Below are 15,664 nucleotides of genomic sequence, written 5' to 3' on the forward strand. Positions count from 1 at the left end.
CGACGGCTCGTTCAAGGCCGCCAATGGCGGCGTCATCGGCTTCTTCTCGCTCGAAATGTCGTCCGAGCAGCTCGCCACCCGTATCATTTCCGAGCAGACGGAAATCCCCTCGTCGAAGATACGCCGCGGCGAGATCACCGAGACCGATTTCGAAAAACTCGTCGGCTGCTCGCAGACCATGCAGAAGATCCCGCTGTTCATCGACCAGACCGGCGGCATCTCGATCGCGCAGCTTGCGGCGCGCGCAAGGCGGCTGAAGCGCCAGCGCGGCCTCGACGTCATCGTCATCGACTATATCCAGCTCATGCAGGGCTCTTCCGCGAAAGCCTCGCAGAACCGCGTGCAGGAAATCACCGAAATCACCACCGGCCTCAAGGCGCTCGGCAAGGAACTCGGCGTGCCGATCATCGCGCTGTCGCAGCTGTCGCGTCAGGTCGAAAGCCGCGACGACAAGCGCCCGCAGCTATCGGATTTGCGCGAATCCGGCTCGATCGAGCAGGACGCCGACGTCGTGCTCTTCGTCTACCGCGAGGAATATTATCTCAAGAACAAGGAGCCAAAGCCCGGCACGCTCGAATACACGCAGTGGGAGGCCGACATGAACGAGGTCCGCGGCAAGGCCGAAGTCATCATCGCCAAGCAGCGCCACGGCCCCACCGGCACGGTGTCGCTGGCCTTCACCGGCGAATTCACCCGCTTCTCCGACCTGGCGGAAGAGCATCATCTGCCCGAACGGTATGAGTAGCGGAGCTCATTGGACCGCTTCGAGCCGGCTGAACCGAACCGGGATGAGTTTCCGAGCCTTGAGTTGTCCTGCCGCATCCTTGTCCATGACAGTCAGCAACTGCGCGTCTTCAGATCCCACAGGCAGAACCAAGCGTCCCCCGGCTTGAGCTGCTCATGCCGGCGTGCGGTCCGCGATGATTTCGACGCTCCAAACTTGCCCGGCGAATTCCGCGAGGATTGCGGTTTGGCAGCCCAGGCCGGTGCCGATAGGATCACGGTGGGGCGATTGCCCAGGAAAGAGTTATTGACCTTTGCCGACCATTTCTCGAAGCTTGAATCGCTGCTTTTCCAACGGAGATCAAATCCATGAAAGCTCTTGCCTCGCCGTTTGTCGTGGCGCTCGCCGCCGCCCTTGTCGTGGCATTGTTGGCGCCTCCGGCGACTGCGCAGAGCAGGGACGCAGAAAATCAGCTTGATGCGATTGTTAAGAACGGCAAGCTGCGCGTTTGTACGACCGGCGACTACAAGCCCTTCACCTTTCATGACAAAACCGCGAACAGCTATCAGGGCATCGATATCGATCTGGCGAAATCTCTGGCGAGTTCACTAGGGGTCGAAGCGGAATTCGTGGCGACGACATGGAAGACGTTGCTGCCCGATTTTACCGCCGGCAACTGTGACATCGCGATGGGCGGCATATCGGTGACCCTGGAACGTCAGAAGCAGGTGTTTTTCAGCGATCCCTATCTCGTCAACGGCAAGGCGCCGATTGCGCGCTGTGAGGACGAGGCGAAGTTCCAAACCATTGCCGATATCGACAAGCCGGATGTGACGGTGATTGTTAATCCCGGCGGGACCAATGAGAAATTCGTGCGCGAGAAACTCAGCGACGCTAGAATTGAGATCTACCCGGACAATGTCACGATTTTCCAGCAAATTCTCGATGGCAAAGCTGACATTATGATCGCCGAATCGGTAGAAACCGAGTTGCAGGAGAAACTCCACCCTGGTCTTTGCGCGATCAATCCCGAGAAGCCGCTCCAATATGGTGAAATGGGCTACATGCTTCCTGAGGGTGACGTCATCTTCAAGGCGTATGTCGACCAGTGGGTTCATCTCGCCAAGGCGACGGGTGAGTTCGACCGCATCTACGACGCTCACGTCAAGTAGCGACCATCGTGGTGGAAAGTTTCTGGCGACTGGCGTCGCGATCGGAAAGGCGCGGCCGGGCTGCCAAGGCGGGTCAGACGATCACTCGCGCCGCCCGTCCCTGTTGCTGCTCGGAAAGGCCGTCAGCAAGATGAGAGTGACCATGATGGGTCGATCTTTGGCCTTCCCCGTAGGTCGCGAGAGGGTTGTCGAGCAGTTCGCTAAGGTCGGCTGCTGTGCCGGCGCTCGATCATCCTTGCAGTTATGGAGTGCAATTCCCGAATTGCGAGGATAAACGGATGACTCAACCATCAAAAGAAGGATCATGTCATCACGGCGCCTCTAACCGGTCAGACGATCACCCGCGCCGCGCGCCCGAGCGTCCGCTCGGCGTCGTTGTAGTAGTTCGAGGCCTGCTGCACCGAGCGGTGCTGCGACTGCTGCATGGCTTCGGGCAGCGGAATGCCGCGGCGGGCGGTTTCGGTGAGATAGCCGGAGCGCAGCCCGTGGGCTGAGAACGCCGCAGGATCGAGCCCGGCCTCGGCGACGCGGCGCTTCAGGATCAGGTTGACGGCCTGCGGGGTCAGCGCGCGCCGTTCCAGATTGCCCCAGCGGTCGATGCCGCGAAACACGGCGCCCTCCGATATTCCGACGCGCTCGAGCCAGTCTTTCAAGACCAGCACCGGCCGGCCGACGAGCAGCACGAAAGCGTCGCTGTCGGCCTGCGTCGTTTTTGTGCGGCCGAGCCGGATCGACAGGCAGGGCAGCTTTTCGCCGTCGGGGGCCTTTGGATCGGCCGGAACCGGGTCTTCCTCGACCAATTGTTCGACGCGCAGGGCAGAGATTTCGCTGCGGCGCCGTCCGCCGGAGGCGAAGGCGGTGATGAGAAGGGCACGGTCGCGCAGGTCGACGAGTTTTTCGCCGGCGCAGGCTTGCAGTAGGGCGGCCAGAATGTCAGCGGTCACCGCCTTTTTGCTCTTGCGGCCGCGCTGGCGGGCGCTGGCGCGCACCGCCAGCTTGATCGCGCTCTGCAGCCCCGGCGCGTTGAATTTGCCACGCAAGCCGCGCCATTTGGTCAGCGTCGACCAGCTCGACAGCCGCCGGCGCACGGTGGAGGGCGCGTGTGGACCGTCGCTGCGCAAAAGCCCTTGCGCCTTCAGCGCGGCCGCCACCTCCCCGGGCATGCCGTGCGCCGAATCGGTCTCGCGCCTGGAAGGGTCCCAGAGATGGTGGGCGACAAATTTGATCAGCAGCGCCTCCGGCGCCGGCCACGGCAGCGGCTGTCCTGTCGCGGCCAAAGACCAGGCCTCGAGATAGCCGAGGTCGGAGGCCAGCGCCCGGAGGGAATTCTCGCCGATGCCTTCTTTCGCCAGGTGCCGTAGCGTCTCGACGTCGTCATCGGTGAGCAGCCCGGCCAGAAAATCGCGGCGATCGAAGGGCAGCACCGAATCCAAGGCATCGAGCGCCTCGGCGCGGCGCAGTTTTACGTCGGGTAGGGGCTTTGGAAGGCGGGCGTCCATGGCGGCGGCTCAGAACAGGTACGGCTTGTCGGCCCAGGCCAGCAGCACGGCGGCGTCGCGGTCCGGGAGTCGCACCCGGCCCGCGCGCAGGCCGTTCGCGATCGCATGGCCGACGTCCGGATCGACCCAGTGGCCGTGGGTCATGAGAAAAAACCAGGCGAAGGGCAGGCCCACCTCTCGGTCGACCGCCTCGATGCGCTCCATCAGCCGGTGCACCGAGACGTCGGCGTCGGCCAGCAGCCGCTCGGCCGGATTCTTCAGCGGCCGCGGGATAAATCCGATCTCGCGTTTTTGGCCGCGTCCCTCGAGGTCATGAATGTCGAAGGCCCAGTGGCCAAAAATGCGGTCGGCCGCAGCACTCGAGCGCTCCCAGTCGGCAAAAAGGCGGTTCTCGCGCGGCACGAAATCGAACCAGCCGGGATTGGCGTCCAGGAACGGAATATCTCGCGTGCCGGCAGGCCCGACCTCATGGATGACCCGAGCCTCGAGTTCGGGCCGTTTGGCTAGACGCTGCTCGCGTTCAATGCGCGTCCGGCGCGCCAAAAAACTGCGCATGTGGACGATGCCGCCGCCGGTGCGGCCGCGCAGCCTGTAGACGGGTCCGGACAGTAGCGGCGCGTCCGTGGCGGGCTCGCGCCGCACCCAGGACGGCTCGAACAGATCGTCGGCGCTGTAGGGGCGGTAGTCGGGATCGACCACTGGGCCGGCCAAAACCTCGACCTCGCGGCCGAGCGAGAGCTGGACGAAGTCGGCGATGCCCGGGCCCGTGGGGGCGAAGGCAAAGACGCTGGCGCCACGCCATTCGGCGAAGTTTTGTGCGCCCGATCGGTGCCGCTTCCAGAAGGCGTTGAGGTCGCCGCCGACTTTGGTCAGCTCATTTTCCACCCAGGCGCGATGGTCGCCGAGCCGCGTGCCGTCGGCGGACAGGACGGTGCGGGCGTCGCCGCGCCAGTAGAAATCGTCGACACCTGCGGTCGTGAAATCAAAGCCCGGAAAGGCGGCCGAGAGGGCAGAGGCGAGTTCGATGTCGGCCAAGGCCGGATCCAAGCCGGCGAGCACGGCTTCGGCCGTGGTGGCGTCGGGCAGGCGGACAGGTTTTTCTTCGGTCATGCCGGTGTCTCTCTCGCGCGGCGGAAAAGCCGCTGCCTCGCGTCGTTTTCGGCCGTGCGGCACGTCGCCGGCAGCGGTCTGGAGTGCGATTCTGGCTGATTTGCGCGACCAGATCAATCACTATCGATAAGAGGTGATTATCGATAGTGAGATTGGGCCTCGGGAAGACCCGGCGTGAGTGAAGCAAAGTGCAAGATAGCTTCAGCAAGTCGAATCAGCTAAAGCGATATCAATGGCTTACGACGTCGCCAGTTTGCATCAAGAGAGGCTGGCGGCGGCCCGCGACCGGGTGCGCCGATTTTTGCCTAACGGTTTCAATTGGCGCGCCAGAGCGAAGGCCGGAACGACGCCCGATGACCCTTTTTGTCCTTGACGGTACTGATGCAATCCCGTGGCGCGAGCTTGCGGGGCCGCTCGTCACCGCAGAGGATTCTTTGGCGCGCCTCGATGAGCGGCTGGCCAGAAGTCCGGTGCACGAAGGTTTTGTCGCGCGCACGCATTTCTACGACGCCGCCGCCGCGCTGTGGCTCGAGGGCGAGCTTGTCGATGTCGAGGATCTGGTCCTGCACGACACCCACATGGACATCCGCACGCCGAGCCACGAGCTCACCCGTGCCCATGCGGTGCTGCGGGCACGGCGGCTGATTGTTGCCAACAGGCCGGACTGGGCGCTGAGCCCGAACGGCCTAAGACAATTGCGCGGGCGTGGCGCTGGCACCCAGGACGCTTCGTCACCGGAGATTCATGCGACGGCAGCGGAGGGCGCCGGCGATGAAGAGGCGGATGAGTCGGCCAACGACGATCTGAACGATGGCCTCGGCGCCGAATTTGCCGCTATCGATGCGCTGCTCGATCGCACGCGGAAGGTGCTCGACGGGCTCGCCGCCGCGCCGGTGTCGCCACCGCAACAGGTTCCGATGGGCGAAAAAAATCCGCTCGTCTACGATCCCGACTGGGACGAGGAGGAACGGCTGTCGGACTGGCGGGCCGTGTTGAACCGGACCACTGGCCAGCCGCCCGTGCTGAGCGCCGCCCTGCTATGGGATGCGTGGGAAACAAAAGAACCGCTTCAGCATCTGCCCTGGCTCGGACAACTGCTCGTCGGCGCCATGCTCAGGCAGGCCCGAAAAACGAGCGCCCACCTCGTCTGTCTCAACACCGGGCTGCGCGCCATTCCGCGCGAAAGGCGGCGCGCCCGCGACAGGACGGCGCGGCTGATCGGATTTCTGGAGGGCGTCACTGAAGCGGCCGTCGCCGGGCTGAAGGAACACGATCGGCTGATGCTCGCCCGAGAACAGATGGGGCGCCGCCTGCGCGGCCGGCGGGGACATTCGAAGCTGCCGCAACTCGTCGAACTTGTTCTTTCGCGGCCGCTCGTCTCCAGCGCGATGATCGAAAAGGACCTGAAGGTGACGACGCGTGGTGCGCTTAATCTCGTCGCCGAACTCGGCCTGCGCGAGATCACGGGCAGGGGACGTTACCGGGCGTGGGGAATCCTCGGATAGCTCCTGTGCGCGCGGAAAGATCGTCTGGCACCCCGGCGTGCGACCGGCACCACAGTGCTATTGCGAGTCGCGTCGTCTTGGCAGCGGAAACAGGCATCCCACTTCTTGGGTCAGACGTTACCGCGAGACCTTGCGCCCGCGCGCTGCTTGCTCCATATCTGGACCATGGCGAAACATGCAACTACCGCTCGGCGCTCGGCGTCATCAGGCCAGTTTGTCACTACGAAGGGCGCCAATTCGGTTGGACGGACCAGTGACGGGGTTGTGATCCTGAAGCCTGCCACCAAGCCGACGCATTTCACGCAAAGTGAGATACGCGGCACGATCAAGGAAGTGAAGGGGAGCGACGGCCGCTTATCGAGCAGTAAGAATCATTGATGGCTGCGCATCCGCGCAATGTGTTCATCAACTGTGCCTTCGACGCCGAATTTGAACCCCTATTCCACGCGATAGTTTTTACTGTGATCCGGTCAGGATTCCGCGCGCGGTGCGCGACCGAATCTGACGACGCGGGAGAGAACCGCTTCTCGAAGATTCAGCAAATCGTGGAGGAATGCCGCTATGGCATCCATGATATTTCGCGAACTGAAACCAGCGGCAATCCTCCTCTGCCTCGTTTCAATATGCCGCTCGAACTCGGCCTTTTCCTCGGTGCCAGACGCTTTGGCGACGGCGATCAAAAAAAGAAAAAGACCCTAATCCTTGACCGTGAGCAATATCGATTTCAGCGGTTTGTTTCCGACCTCGCCGGCCAGGATATTCACTCGCACAATGGCGACGTTTCGATCGCGGTGCGTGAAGTGGCAACTTGGTTGCGCACTCAATCAAGGTCGACCACTGTACCGGGCGGAATGAAGATCGCCGACGAGTTCGCTATGTTCCAAGAAGCCTTACCCGCGATCTTAGGGCAGCAAGGACTTGCAAGAGCCGAGATGACATTCGGCGACTACACCGCTATTGCCGTGGCATACATCAAGGAAAACGCCTGAACGTAGTGAGTCGGTCCAGTCGGCTCGAAGCTGTGATTTTGGCCAACTTGGCCCGGCGACCGCGAAGCTGTGCATTATGGCCATGTAGTTATCTGCCGACCCCGGCTTGAGTTACTCTGCTGCCGATCGGATAGCTTGGGAGTGCTGGCGGAATCGGCTTCTACATCCAGATCTATATCTGCTCGTTTCAATACGAGAAGGCCGCGACCGTCACCCTCGCGGTGATCGCCGTCGTCATCCTCATCGAAGCCGCGAATGCAGCACTGCGCCGGCGAGTGCGCTCGCCACCCGCTGAGGAGTTCTCCCAAGTCATCTTGGGAATCCGATACCAAGCACGTGCACCTCAATCGCATCCGCCCCCATTCACAAAACCGGCTCCTTGGAGTACTGGGAGCGTAGAGAAATCTCCGGTCGCAGCCTTACCCGGTCAAAACAAGGATTCAAGCCATGAAGACTATCGTCATCTGCTCGGGCGGATTGGACTCCGTTTCGCTTGCTCACAAGGTAAGGGCGGAACACGAGCTTGCCGGCCTCCTCTCCTTCGACTACGGCCAACGGCACAGGAAGGAACTGCGCTTTGCCGCCGCTTGTGCGGAGCGGCTGGAGGTTCCGCAACGAATCATTGACATCCGCGAAATTGGCCGCAGCCTTTCCGGCTCGGCGTTGACCGATGATTTGGACGTGCCCGACGGGCACTATGCAGAAGACACCATGAAGGTCACGGTGGTGCCAAACCGGAACGCCATCATGCTGGCCATCGCCTTTGGCGTTGCCGCCGCGCAGAAGGCCGACGCGGTAGCAACAGCCGTGCACGGTGGGGATCACTTCATCTATCCCGATTGCCGTCCTGGTTTCATCAATGCCTTCCAGACGATGCAGAACCATGCGCTCGACGGCTATGCCGATATTCGTCTTTACGCTCCTTATGTGAATATCTCGAAGGCGGACATAGTTGCGGACGGGGCAAGGCACAACACGCCATTTGAAGCGACCTGGTCGTGCTACAAGGGCGGCGCACGTCATTGCGGTCGCTGCGGGACATGCGTCGAACGGCGCGAAGCATTCGATTTGGCTGGCATTGCCGACCCGACAGACTACGAGGACTCCGACTTCTGGCTTCACGCTATCTGGAAAAGGAGCGCGTGATGTTCCGCATTACCAAAGAGTTCCACTTCTCGGCCTCGCATCAGCTTACCTCCTTACCGCCCGACCATCAGTGCGCGCGCCTGCACGGGCACAACTACATCATCGAAGTAGAGCTTTCGGCGGGCGAACTGGACGAACATGGCTTTGTGCGCGACTATCACGACCTAGCCGCGCTCAAGCACTACATCGACGAGACGTTCGACCATCGGCATCTCAACGACGTGCTGGGGCATGACCATGTCACGGCGGAATGTCTGGCTAGGCATTTCTACGACTGGTGCAAGGCGCGGCTACCCGAGGCCTCGGCCGTGCGGGTGAGCGAGACGCCGAAAACCTGGGCGGAATACCGGCCATGACTTGCTTGTTAGATCCTGGAATCCGCGTGAGCGAGATTTTCGGGCCCACCATTCAGGGCGAAGGCATGCTGATCGGCTTGCCGACGGTGTTCGTAAGAACGGGCGGGTGCGACTATCGCTGCTCCTGGTGCGACAGCCTGTATGCGGTGGACAGTCGCTTCCGCCACGAATGGGAGACAATGTCCACCGAGGCGGTCTGGCAAAAGGTCAGGGCGCTTTCCGGTGGCCGGTCCGTGATGGTGTCGCTGTCGGGCGGCAATCCGGCCATCCAGCCGCTTGGCGCGCTGATCGAATGCGGGCATGGCGAGGGCTACCGCTTTGCGTTGGAAACCCAAGGTTCGGTGGCCAAGGACTGGTTCGCCAATCTCGACGTGCTGGTGCTCAGCCCCAAGCCGCCCTCAAGCGAAATGACGACAGATTGGGCCGCGTTCGACGCTTGCGTTGAGGCGGCGCAGGACAAGCCGCAGATGGCGCTCAAGCTCGTCGTGTTCGACGATAGGGACTACGCCTATGCCAAAGATGCCGCCGCGCGCTATCCGCAACTGCCCGTCTATCTGCAGCCCGGCAATCACACGCCGCCGCGCCCTGGTGACGAAGACGCGTTCATCGATATGGACGGCGTGATGAAGCGCATGGAATGGCTGGTGGAAAAGGTGACGCGTGACAGGTGGTTCGAGGCGCGCGTGCTGCCGCAGCTTCATGTTCTGCTCTGGGGCAACAAACGGGGCGTCTAGCCCGCTCAACAAGGATCGCCGATGAGGAGCGAGGCAGACATCTATAGTAATCTCACCCAATTGGGCGGCAGCAACGCACCCGAAAATGCCGTGCTGGAAAAGGTTCTGTTCGGTTTGCCCTTCAGCTGGGCGACTGCATAACCGAGGCCCGTCACCTTTTTCTCGATCGCGGCGAGGTCGCTTTTCGGCGCATGCTTGATCGTCATGGCGCCGGCTGTGACCGAAACCGCCACGTCCTGCACACCAGGCATCCGCGGCACGGCCGTATCGATCTTGCTTGCACAGCCGGCGCAATCCATGCCTTCCACGCGACAACGGGTCTGTTGTTCGGTCGCAGCCATGATGAACCTCCACGGCTTTGAATCCGGGTTAGTGCGCCGGGAGACCGGCAAGGAGTAGGTGGTGAGAGTCCACTGCGATGAAGGAGTAGCGACCCACATCGGCCCCGAGCCGTGCGCAGGCATCCGTGAGGGTGTCGGCGAAGCGTCGGTAGGGGAGCGTATAGGCAAAACCTTCCTGCGGCCAACTTACGTTCGATTTCAAGCTTGGAGCCGACAGCCTCTGGCTTTCGTCATTGCTCGGGTTGCGCCACAACGAGAACGGATGGTAAGCTTTAGCCATCCGACAGGGGTGCTCCGTATTGCCGGGGCTGAGATGCGAGGCGTCATGCCTCCGGACCCTAAAAGCTGATCTGGATAATACCAGCGGAGCGAGGCGACCGATGTTTTCTGGTGCACAAATTTCCCTTTATCCGATGTCGGACGATTTCGTCGACGTCATTCTCAAGGCCATCGAGGCGCTCGAACCCTACCGGCCCTTTTTCAGGATCGAGACAGACGACGTTTCGACCCTGATCGTGGGGCCGCCCGATCAGCTCTTTCCCGCCATGCGCGATCTGTTCGTGTCGGCTGCACGAAGCGGCAAGCATTGCGTGCTGTCGGCCACCGTCTCGCGCGGCTGTCCCGGAGAGCCCGACGATCCCATCTGCACGCCAATGACCGCCAGCGGGAACGACCTGCCGCTTGTGGAGCGGATCGCAGAGGCCCGGAACGCCGTGACCCGCGCCGAAACGAGCGGCCAGATCGTTGCCGCGCAATTCTCGCTCTATCCGCTGGGCGAGGGCCACCACATGGACGAAATCTACGGCTGCGTCGATTTCCTCAAATCGTCGGGGGTCTTCAATCGGTCGAAGAATTTCTGCACCAAGCTCAGGGGCGATGCGGGGCCCGTCTTTGCTACACTGAGCGAGGCCTTCCTGCGCTTCGGCGCGCCGCAGGGCCATGTTGCGCTCGACCTTACGGTCTCGGCCAACAGCCGGACGGCTGCCTAGATTTGTGACTTTCTTTTCTCTCGCCTGAAGGTTCGCAGCAATGAACGACCAACACACTTGGACTCTCCGTGAAACTCTGATCGTCGCCGTCCTCGGCGCGGTCTTTGGCGTTCTCTATCTCGGCTGGGTGCAGATCTGGCTTATCGCGCAAGCGATCTTCGGCCCGGTGACCATGGACGTGGTGATGGGCTTCTGGTTCATCGCCTCCATCATCGCGGCCGCCATCATCCGCAAACCGGGCGTGGCATTCACCTCCGAGGTGCTGGCCGCGGCGGTGCAGATCATGCTCGGCAGTCCGGCGGGCCTGCTCCTCCTCGTCACCGGCGCGGTTCAGGGAGCAGGTGCGGAAGTGGTCTTCGCGGCGACCAGCTGGCGCAAATACACACTCCCCGTTCTCATGGCGGCGGGCGTAGGCGCGGCCGTGTTCTCCTTCATTTACACCTGGATCCGCTTCGATTACGGCGCGCTGGCGCCCGGCTTGCTCATCGTCATGTTCGTTCTGCGATGCCTGAGCGGCGCGCTGCTAGGCGGGCTACTCGGGCACGCAATAGTGGAGGCGCTCTACCGGACCGGCGTTCTGTCGGGTCTCGCGATCGATCATGCCAAGCGAACCGCACGCGCCTGACGCGGCAAGGCCGGCACACTGGCAGGATGTTGCGGTCCGCTATCCCTTCGCGGACAAGGCCGCCGTCGGGCCCGTCAAGCTCACGGTGGAGGCAGGCGAACGGCTGCTGCTGCTCGGGCCTTCGGGTTCAGGCAAGTCGACGCTCCTGCAAACGCTGACCGGGCTCATTCCGCAGAGCATCCCGGCGCACGTCGAGGGCTCGATACGACTGTTCGGCCAACCCGTAAAAGAGCGCAAGCCCTCCGGCTGGGCGGCGACCGTGGCTCAGTTCTTCCAGGACGCAGACCAGACATTGTGCGGCATGCGGGTGGAAGACGAGATCGCCTTCGCGCTGGAAAACCGTGCGCTGCCCGAAAAGCTCATCGCCCAGAAGGTGGCCAAAGCGATGCGCCGCGTCGGCCTTCCCGAGGAGTGGCGCCCGCGTCGCACCATGACCCTTTCGGGCGGCGAGCGGCAACTCGTGGCGCTGGCCGCGACACTGGCGCAGGACGCGCCGCTCTTCGTGGCCGACGAACCGACGGCTCACCTGGCGCCGGAAGCGGCCAACCGGCTTCATCGCCTGCTCATGGAGACCAATGAAGCGCGGAGCGTGCTGATCGTAGACCACCGTCTCGATCACCTGATCGGCTTGGTGGACCGCGTGGCGGTACTCGGGAACGGAGGAACGATCGTCGCCGAAGGGTCGCCGGGCGCGCTCTTCCGCGACAAGCGCGATCAGCTCGACGCGCTCGGCATCTGGCGCCCGCTTGCGAGTTTCCTCGATGCCGAACTGCAGAAGGTCGGACTTGCGCCAGCCGATCCGCCGCTTGCCGTGGACGACGCCATCCGCCACCTTGAAGGCGCTTCGTCGGCAATCGTCAGGAAGGCGCGCACGGCAGTCGCCGCCTTCGTGGCAGCCAATTCGGCCCGCCCTTTTGAGGACGCGGGCGAACAAGAGATCGTCGCACGGCTGGTGGCGGCCGATTGCGCGCCATTCCTTGGTCCGACCGTGCTGCGCAATGTAAGCGTCGACCTGCGCGCCGGTGAAATCCTCGGCATTCTCGGCGCCAACGGCGCTGGCAAGTCGACGCTGGGCGCGAGCCTCGCCGGTCTCTTGAAGCTGAAGCGCGGACGGCGGGAAGGAGCGCCGGGGGGCATCGCGTTTCAGAAGCCAGAGAACCAGTTCGTCGCCGGCACGGCGCGCGAGGAGATTGCGACATCACTACCAAGATCCGCGCTGCGGTCCGACCATGCCCGGCAGGTGGATGAAATCCTCGCGGCCTGGGATCTGGCCGGGCCGCAGGATCGCCACCCGTTCGAACTCTCGCAAGGCCAGAAGCGGCGGCTTGCGTTGGCGACGCTGACGGCAGGTGACCGCTGGCCGCTTCTCGTTCTCGACGAGCCCCTGGCCGGCCTCGACGCCAACGGCGCGGCGATGATGAGCAAGCATGCCGAAGCGCTGCGAAATAGCGGCCGGGCGATCGCGATCATCACGCACGATATGGACTTCGCGCTGCGTCTTTGCGCGCGCTCCGTGATCGTTGGCGAAGGTGGCCTTCTCGCCGAAGGTCCGACGGCGCAACTTCTGTTCGACGCCGAGATCCTGAAGCGAGCGGGGCTTGCCGAGCCGGCGATCGCGCCTGCCATGCGCTGGCTGGAACGGGCACCAGAATGTTGAGCGCGCTGCATCCGCTGGGCAAGCTCGTCGTGTGCATGATCTGGATCGCGGCTGCGGTCCTGATCTTCGACGCGCGCTTCCAGATCGCCACGATCGTCATCGCCGCGCTCGCTCTGATCGTGCTCGACCGGACCTCGCCGGTTCTGGTTCTGGCGCTGATGATTCCCTTCGCGCTGTTCGGCTTCGGCTTTCTGACGACGAGCGTGCTGTTTCGCCAGGAGAGCAATTTCGCACTGCGCATGGCAGGCGAATCCCTGCTCGCCTCGCCCGCATTCTCGGCGGGCATCACGCTTTTCCTGCGCGCGATCGCCTGCGGCATGGTGTCCGCGCTTTTTGCGTTGACGACCGATCCTGGCGCGTTCGTGAGGACCCTGATGGTCCACTGGCGGCTTTCGCCACAGATCGGCTATTCGCTGTTCTCGGCCATGCAGCTCGTGCCGGACCTTGCGGCGGAGGCGCAGCAAATCCGTCTGGCGCGCGCCATGAAGCGGGGAAGGCCGCCGCGCCGCTTTCCGGGTCCTTTCGAAATGTTCCGCCTCGTCATCCCGCTCCTCGCCTTCGCTATCCGTCGCGCGGGGCGAGCGGCAATCGCTATGGAGGCGCGCGGCCTCACACCAGGCGCGCCGCGCACAGTGATCGCCGCGCCGCGCTTTCGTCGCCGTGACCTTGCCTTCATCGCTATCGCGCTTACTGCGCTGGTGCTGTGCATTTCATGGGCGCGTTCGCGAGGATGAGCGTTGTTCATGGGTCAAACGATCGATGACGTCGCCGCTTGCGCGAATTGGCTCAACGGACAGCATTTGAAAAGGGAAGTCGTTGTCGGCTTCTTTTCTGTCGCTGTGATCACCCGGCCGTGGCGGCGATGAACGACCGGTAATCAGCCGCGCGCCGTCCGATCGTCGCAAGGAGTCCGCTGTCGTGGTAGCGGAAGGGCCGCGGCTCCTTGCCGGCCGCGCGCGCTGCGGTGACCCGTGCGACATAGGCACCCTGCTGCTTGGCCACCGGGGCAATGCCCGGCAGTGGCTGACCATCGGCATTCCGCGCCAGCGCGGCGTCAGGAGCCGGCACCGTTCAGCCGGGTCGCTCTCCATCTCCGCGCGCGTTCGAAGGCGAGCAGGATGCGCAGGCCGATTTCCGTCGCATCCTAGATGCTCTTGAGGCCCGGCGCATGGGGCGCCCAGCCGTCATGCCCGAAATAGGCGTGGCTCGCCCCCCGTCGCGACGATCAGCATGTCGTAGAGAAGCGAGCGGGCGCCGATTTCGGACAAGCTTCCGCTCTCGGTCCACGCCCGTGACCTCACCGAGCAGAACCCGAACATTGGGCTGGCGTCGAAAGAGGCGGCGGATCGGCCGGGCGACAGGCCGGCGGCCGCCACCTGGTAGAGGAGCGGCTGGGAGAGATGATGGTTGCGCCGGTCGACCAGGGTGATGTCGACCGTCGCTCGCTTGAGCGCCCGGGCGGCGGTCAGCCCGCCGAAGCCGGCACCGACGATGATAACCTGCAGCCGACGCCGTTCCGCGCCGGCCGCAGGTGCAGAACATTGCCGATGTGTGGGCTGCTCAATAATCATGCGGTCGATCTCTCGTACCGGGCTCAGCGTCGCGCCAGTACGCGACCGCCGCAGCGAACTCTTGCGCGTGATAGGCCCAGGCTTCGACATCACCATCATCGCCGTCGCACCGGCCCAGCCGACGCGCGCAGTCGAAGAAGCCGAGAGCCGGCAGACCACGTCTGGCCTTGCTGACGACGAGAGCCGCGATGAACGGGCGCTCGGCCGTCGCGTCCTCCTCCATCAGCGCCTCGAGTAAACTCGTCAGCTGGTGGATCGTGTTCGGAGGCTCGAGGCCCAAGCTCTGGGCAAGCTCCTGATACGTGATCGGAACCCCGCGCTGAGCCACCCTTCGAAGCTGCGCCCGAAGCCTCTCCGTGAGATCCGGTGCGTTTGAGGCCGGTGTGTTCAGTCCCATGCGGCCCTCCGTGCAAGGTCGAAGAGGGTTGCGACCCTCTGTCCAACCGGAGGCGGGGTGTCGGCGAGCCTGCCGTCGGGCTCGACAACGACGCCCCAGGTGCAAGAGCCGTGGCGAAAGGTGAGACGGATCCGGCCTGCGTCCTCGTCCTGTCCCCGCTCGACGACGCCGAGCACGGTGCCCCGGCGCATCTCTGTTTGCAATGCGCCAACGCTCAGCCCGAGCTTCGGTGCCAGGACCGCCGCATCGATGGTGACCACGCCGTCGTTGACGCATATCGGATGGGCATCGCGCTGGATCATTTCACGGCCTCGTCGCGCTTGGTGCGGGTTCGAAATAGACGCAGAGCTCTGCCATCTCTCTCGGCGCCAGCGTCGCTTGCCTGCGCATTTCGCTGATCGTGAACGGCCATTTCACGGGATGGTGAGCGCTCATTTCATTTGATGGTGAGCACATATTTCACGCGATCATGAGCGGTCGCTTCGATCGACTTGGTGATTGGTTCAGGAGTTTGAGGCGCCGTCAAGAGCGTGCGTGCGGGCGTTCTGTTTTCGCATGCTTTCTCCGGTGAGTTGAAGGCGGTGAGCGCTGTGAACGAGGCGGTCCAAAATCGCGTCACCGAGGGTGGGATCGCCTATGGCGTCGTGCCAGTTGCGCGGAGACGAAGAATCTTTGGCACTCTTATCATTCGAGTGCCAAAGGCGTATACAGGCTGCGTGGTGCGAGCGTTGCAGGATGCGACGATCGCAGCAAGCACGCTATAGACAGGACGACGGAAAGGCCAGCGACGCGGGCACATGCTTGCCGATATCTCGGCGATCATCGGCTCGCTCGACATCGTGTTCGGGG

The 15,664-nt window shown here is 63.2% G+C and carries 18 protein-coding genes, 3 pseudogenes and 1 riboswitch; of the genes and pseudogenes, 12 read left to right on the top strand and 9 right to left on the bottom strand.

Annotated features, from left to right (window positions below; genetic code table 11):
* The coding region (locus G6N73_RS31185; RefSeq protein WP_281353003.1) for a DnaB-like helicase C-terminal domain-containing protein at window positions 1-745 on the top strand (745 nt) is incomplete at its 5' end.
* 6 nt (window positions 746-751) lie between these two features.
* Here the strand turns inward: G6N73_RS31185 and G6N73_RS38430 are convergent.
* A pseudogene (locus G6N73_RS38430) lies at window positions 752-994 on the bottom strand (protein-L-isoaspartate(D-aspartate) O-methyltransferase); the annotation flags it as partial.
* A 98-nt stretch (window positions 995-1,092) separates the two neighbouring features.
* On the opposite strand from G6N73_RS38430, the gene G6N73_RS31195 reads away from it, so the two are divergent.
* On the top strand, window positions 1,093-1,896 hold the full coding sequence (locus G6N73_RS31195) for a transporter substrate-binding domain-containing protein (protein ID WP_165033813.1): 804 nt from the start codon (window positions 1,093-1,095) through the stop codon (window positions 1,894-1,896).
* A 329-nt stretch (window positions 1,897-2,225) separates the two neighbouring features.
* Here the strand turns inward: G6N73_RS31195 and G6N73_RS31200 are convergent, their stop codons facing one another.
* Complete coding sequence (locus tag G6N73_RS31200; RefSeq protein ID WP_165033814.1) at window positions 2,226-3,395, bottom strand: site-specific integrase; 1,170 nt, start codon at window positions 3,393-3,395, stop codon at window positions 2,226-2,228.
* A gap of 9 nt (window positions 3,396-3,404) precedes the next feature.
* The gene (locus tag G6N73_RS31205; protein WP_165033815.1) at window positions 3,405-4,505 is read right to left on the bottom strand and encodes a hypothetical protein; all 1,101 of its coding nucleotides are present in this window, start codon (window positions 4,503-4,505) and stop codon (window positions 3,405-3,407) included.
* Between G6N73_RS31205 and G6N73_RS31210 the strand changes: the two genes are divergently transcribed.
* The 6 genes from G6N73_RS31210 to queE all read left to right on the top strand — a co-directional run bounded on the left by G6N73_RS31210 (window position 4,420) and on the right by queE (window position 9,235).
* A complete protein-coding gene (locus tag G6N73_RS31210; protein WP_165033812.1) occupies window positions 4,420-4,635 on the top strand; it encodes a hypothetical protein in 216 nt (71 codons plus the stop codon). The two genes, G6N73_RS31205 and G6N73_RS31210, sit on opposite strands and share 86 nt — an antisense overlap.
* A 223-nt stretch (window positions 4,636-4,858) precedes the next feature.
* Window positions 4,859-6,010 carry an RHE_PE00001 family protein gene (locus G6N73_RS31215; RefSeq protein WP_165033816.1) on the top strand — a complete coding sequence of 384 codons (1,152 nt, stop codon included), beginning with the start codon at window positions 4,859-4,861 and terminating at the stop codon, window positions 6,008-6,010.
* A 377-nt stretch (window positions 6,011-6,387) separates the two neighbouring features.
* Window positions 6,388-6,999 (top strand): hypothetical protein, encoded by a 612-nt coding sequence (locus G6N73_RS31220; RefSeq protein WP_107653061.1) that lies wholly within the window; start codon window positions 6,388-6,390, stop codon window positions 6,997-6,999.
* 447 nt (window positions 7,000-7,446) lie between these two features.
* Window positions 7,447-8,145 (top strand): 7-cyano-7-deazaguanine synthase QueC, encoded by a 699-nt coding sequence (gene queC, locus G6N73_RS31225; protein WP_165033817.1) that lies wholly within the window; start codon window positions 7,447-7,449, stop codon window positions 8,143-8,145.
* Window positions 8,145-8,501 carry a 6-carboxytetrahydropterin synthase QueD gene (gene queD / locus G6N73_RS31230; protein ID WP_165033818.1) on the top strand — a complete coding sequence of 119 codons (357 nt, stop codon included), beginning with the start codon at window positions 8,145-8,147 and terminating at the stop codon, window positions 8,499-8,501. The genes queC and queD overlap by 1 nt, the downstream gene beginning before the upstream one ends.
* Entirely contained in the window at window positions 8,498-9,235 is a 738-nt protein-coding gene (gene queE / locus G6N73_RS31235) for a 7-carboxy-7-deazaguanine synthase QueE (protein WP_165033819.1), read from the top strand. Before queD ends, queE begins: the two co-directional genes overlap by 4 nt.
* Before the next feature lie 113 nt (window positions 9,236-9,348).
* Here queE and G6N73_RS31240 read toward each other — a convergent pair.
* Window positions 9,349-9,576: pseudogene (locus tag G6N73_RS31240) on the bottom strand (heavy-metal-associated domain-containing protein); the annotation flags it as partial.
* A 275-nt stretch (window positions 9,577-9,851) separates the two neighbouring features.
* Window positions 9,852-9,965, top strand: a riboswitch (TPP riboswitch).
* Between G6N73_RS31240 and G6N73_RS31245 the strand changes: the two are divergent.
* The 4 genes from G6N73_RS31245 to G6N73_RS31260 all read left to right on the top strand — a co-directional run bounded on the left by G6N73_RS31245 (window position 9,957) and on the right by G6N73_RS31260 (window position 13,581).
* Entirely contained in the window at window positions 9,957-10,565 is a 609-nt protein-coding gene (locus G6N73_RS31245) for a YkoF family thiamine/hydroxymethylpyrimidine-binding protein (protein ID WP_165033820.1), read from the top strand. Its footprint overlaps the riboswitch before it by 9 nt.
* Before the next feature lie 40 nt (window positions 10,566-10,605).
* Window positions 10,606-11,190 carry an ECF transporter S component gene (locus tag G6N73_RS31250; RefSeq protein WP_165033821.1) on the top strand — a complete coding sequence of 195 codons (585 nt, stop codon included), beginning with the start codon at window positions 10,606-10,608 and terminating at the stop codon, window positions 11,188-11,190.
* Window positions 11,165-12,847, top strand: a complete 1,683-nt coding sequence (locus G6N73_RS31255) for an ABC transporter ATP-binding protein (protein ID WP_165033822.1) — start codon at window positions 11,165-11,167, stop codon at window positions 12,845-12,847. The genes G6N73_RS31250 and G6N73_RS31255 overlap by 26 nt, the downstream gene beginning before the upstream one ends.
* A complete protein-coding gene (locus tag G6N73_RS31260) occupies window positions 12,841-13,581 on the top strand; it encodes an energy-coupling factor transporter transmembrane component T family protein (protein WP_165033823.1) in 741 nt (246 codons plus the stop codon). Before G6N73_RS31255 ends, G6N73_RS31260 begins: the two co-directional genes overlap by 7 nt.
* A gap of 109 nt (window positions 13,582-13,690) precedes the next feature.
* Here G6N73_RS31260 and G6N73_RS31265 read toward each other — a convergent pair whose 3' ends face one another.
* The 5 genes and pseudogenes from G6N73_RS31265 to G6N73_RS31285 form a co-directional block, all read right to left on the bottom strand.
* The gene (locus G6N73_RS31265; protein WP_165033824.1) at window positions 13,691-13,915 is read right to left on the bottom strand and encodes a hypothetical protein; all 225 of its coding nucleotides are present in this window, start codon (window positions 13,913-13,915) and stop codon (window positions 13,691-13,693) included.
* A gap of 116 nt (window positions 13,916-14,031) precedes the next feature.
* The gene (locus G6N73_RS31270) at window positions 14,032-14,418 is read right to left on the bottom strand and encodes an FAD-dependent oxidoreductase (protein WP_246252722.1); all 387 of its coding nucleotides are present in this window, start codon (window positions 14,416-14,418) and stop codon (window positions 14,032-14,034) included.
* Entirely contained in the window at window positions 14,408-14,815 is a 408-nt protein-coding gene (locus G6N73_RS31275) for a LexA family transcriptional regulator (RefSeq protein ID WP_165033825.1), read from the bottom strand. Before G6N73_RS31275 ends, G6N73_RS31270 begins: the two co-directional genes overlap by 11 nt.
* Window positions 14,806-15,117 carry a DUF6522 family protein gene (locus G6N73_RS31280; RefSeq protein ID WP_165033826.1) on the bottom strand — a complete coding sequence of 104 codons (312 nt, stop codon included), beginning with the start codon at window positions 15,115-15,117 and terminating at the stop codon, window positions 14,806-14,808. Before G6N73_RS31280 ends, G6N73_RS31275 begins: the two co-directional genes overlap by 10 nt.
* Before the next feature lie 201 nt (window positions 15,118-15,318).
* Window positions 15,319-15,468, bottom strand: a pseudogene (locus G6N73_RS31285) (ATP-binding protein); the annotation flags it as partial.
* Between the last annotated feature and the right edge of the window lie 196 nt (window positions 15,469-15,664).

This window comes from Allomesorhizobium camelthorni, from assembly GCF_011045125.1.
Taxonomy (GTDB): domain Bacteria; phylum Pseudomonadota; class Alphaproteobacteria; order Rhizobiales; family Rhizobiaceae; genus Allomesorhizobium; species Allomesorhizobium camelthorni.

What these genes read in the sequence shown, in the direction of transcription:
- G6N73_RS31270 (WP_246252722.1), bottom strand. Translation starts at nt 14,418, where the DNA reads ATGATTATTGAGCAGCCCACACATCGGCAATGTTCTGCACCTGCGGCC.
- G6N73_RS31215 (WP_165033816.1), top strand. Translation starts at nt 4,859, where the DNA reads ATGACCCTTTTTGTCCTTGACGGTACTGATGCAATCCCGTGGCGCGAG.
- G6N73_RS31195 (WP_165033813.1), top strand. Translation starts at nt 1,093, where the DNA reads ATGAAAGCTCTTGCCTCGCCGTTTGTCGTGGCGCTCGCCGCCGCCCTT.
- G6N73_RS31255 (WP_165033822.1), top strand. Translation starts at nt 11,165, where the DNA reads ATGCCAAGCGAACCGCACGCGCCTGACGCGGCAAGGCCGGCACACTGG.
- queE (WP_165033819.1), top strand. Translation starts at nt 8,498, where the DNA reads ATGACTTGCTTGTTAGATCCTGGAATCCGCGTGAGCGAGATTTTCGGG.
- G6N73_RS31205 (WP_165033815.1), bottom strand. Translation starts at nt 4,505, where the DNA reads ATGACCGAAGAAAAACCTGTCCGCCTGCCCGACGCCACCACGGCCGAA.
- G6N73_RS31220 (WP_107653061.1), top strand. Translation starts at nt 6,388, where the DNA reads ATGGCTGCGCATCCGCGCAATGTGTTCATCAACTGTGCCTTCGACGCC.
- G6N73_RS31280 (WP_165033826.1), bottom strand. Translation starts at nt 15,117, where the DNA reads ATGATCCAGCGCGATGCCCATCCGATATGCGTCAACGACGGCGTGGTC.
- G6N73_RS31210 (WP_165033812.1), top strand. Translation starts at nt 4,420, where the DNA reads ATGTCGGCCAAGGCCGGATCCAAGCCGGCGAGCACGGCTTCGGCCGTG.
- queD (WP_165033818.1), top strand. Translation starts at nt 8,145, where the DNA reads ATGTTCCGCATTACCAAAGAGTTCCACTTCTCGGCCTCGCATCAGCTT.
- G6N73_RS31260 (WP_165033823.1), top strand. Translation starts at nt 12,841, where the DNA reads ATGTTGAGCGCGCTGCATCCGCTGGGCAAGCTCGTCGTGTGCATGATC.
- G6N73_RS31275 (WP_165033825.1), bottom strand. Translation starts at nt 14,815, where the DNA reads ATGGGACTGAACACACCGGCCTCAAACGCACCGGATCTCACGGAGAGG.
- G6N73_RS31200 (WP_165033814.1), bottom strand. Translation starts at nt 3,395, where the DNA reads ATGGACGCCCGCCTTCCAAAGCCCCTACCCGACGTAAAACTGCGCCGC.
- G6N73_RS31245 (WP_165033820.1), top strand. Translation starts at nt 9,957, where the DNA reads ATGTTTTCTGGTGCACAAATTTCCCTTTATCCGATGTCGGACGATTTC.
- G6N73_RS31250 (WP_165033821.1), top strand. Translation starts at nt 10,606, where the DNA reads ATGAACGACCAACACACTTGGACTCTCCGTGAAACTCTGATCGTCGCC.
- queC (WP_165033817.1), top strand. Translation starts at nt 7,447, where the DNA reads ATGAAGACTATCGTCATCTGCTCGGGCGGATTGGACTCCGTTTCGCTT.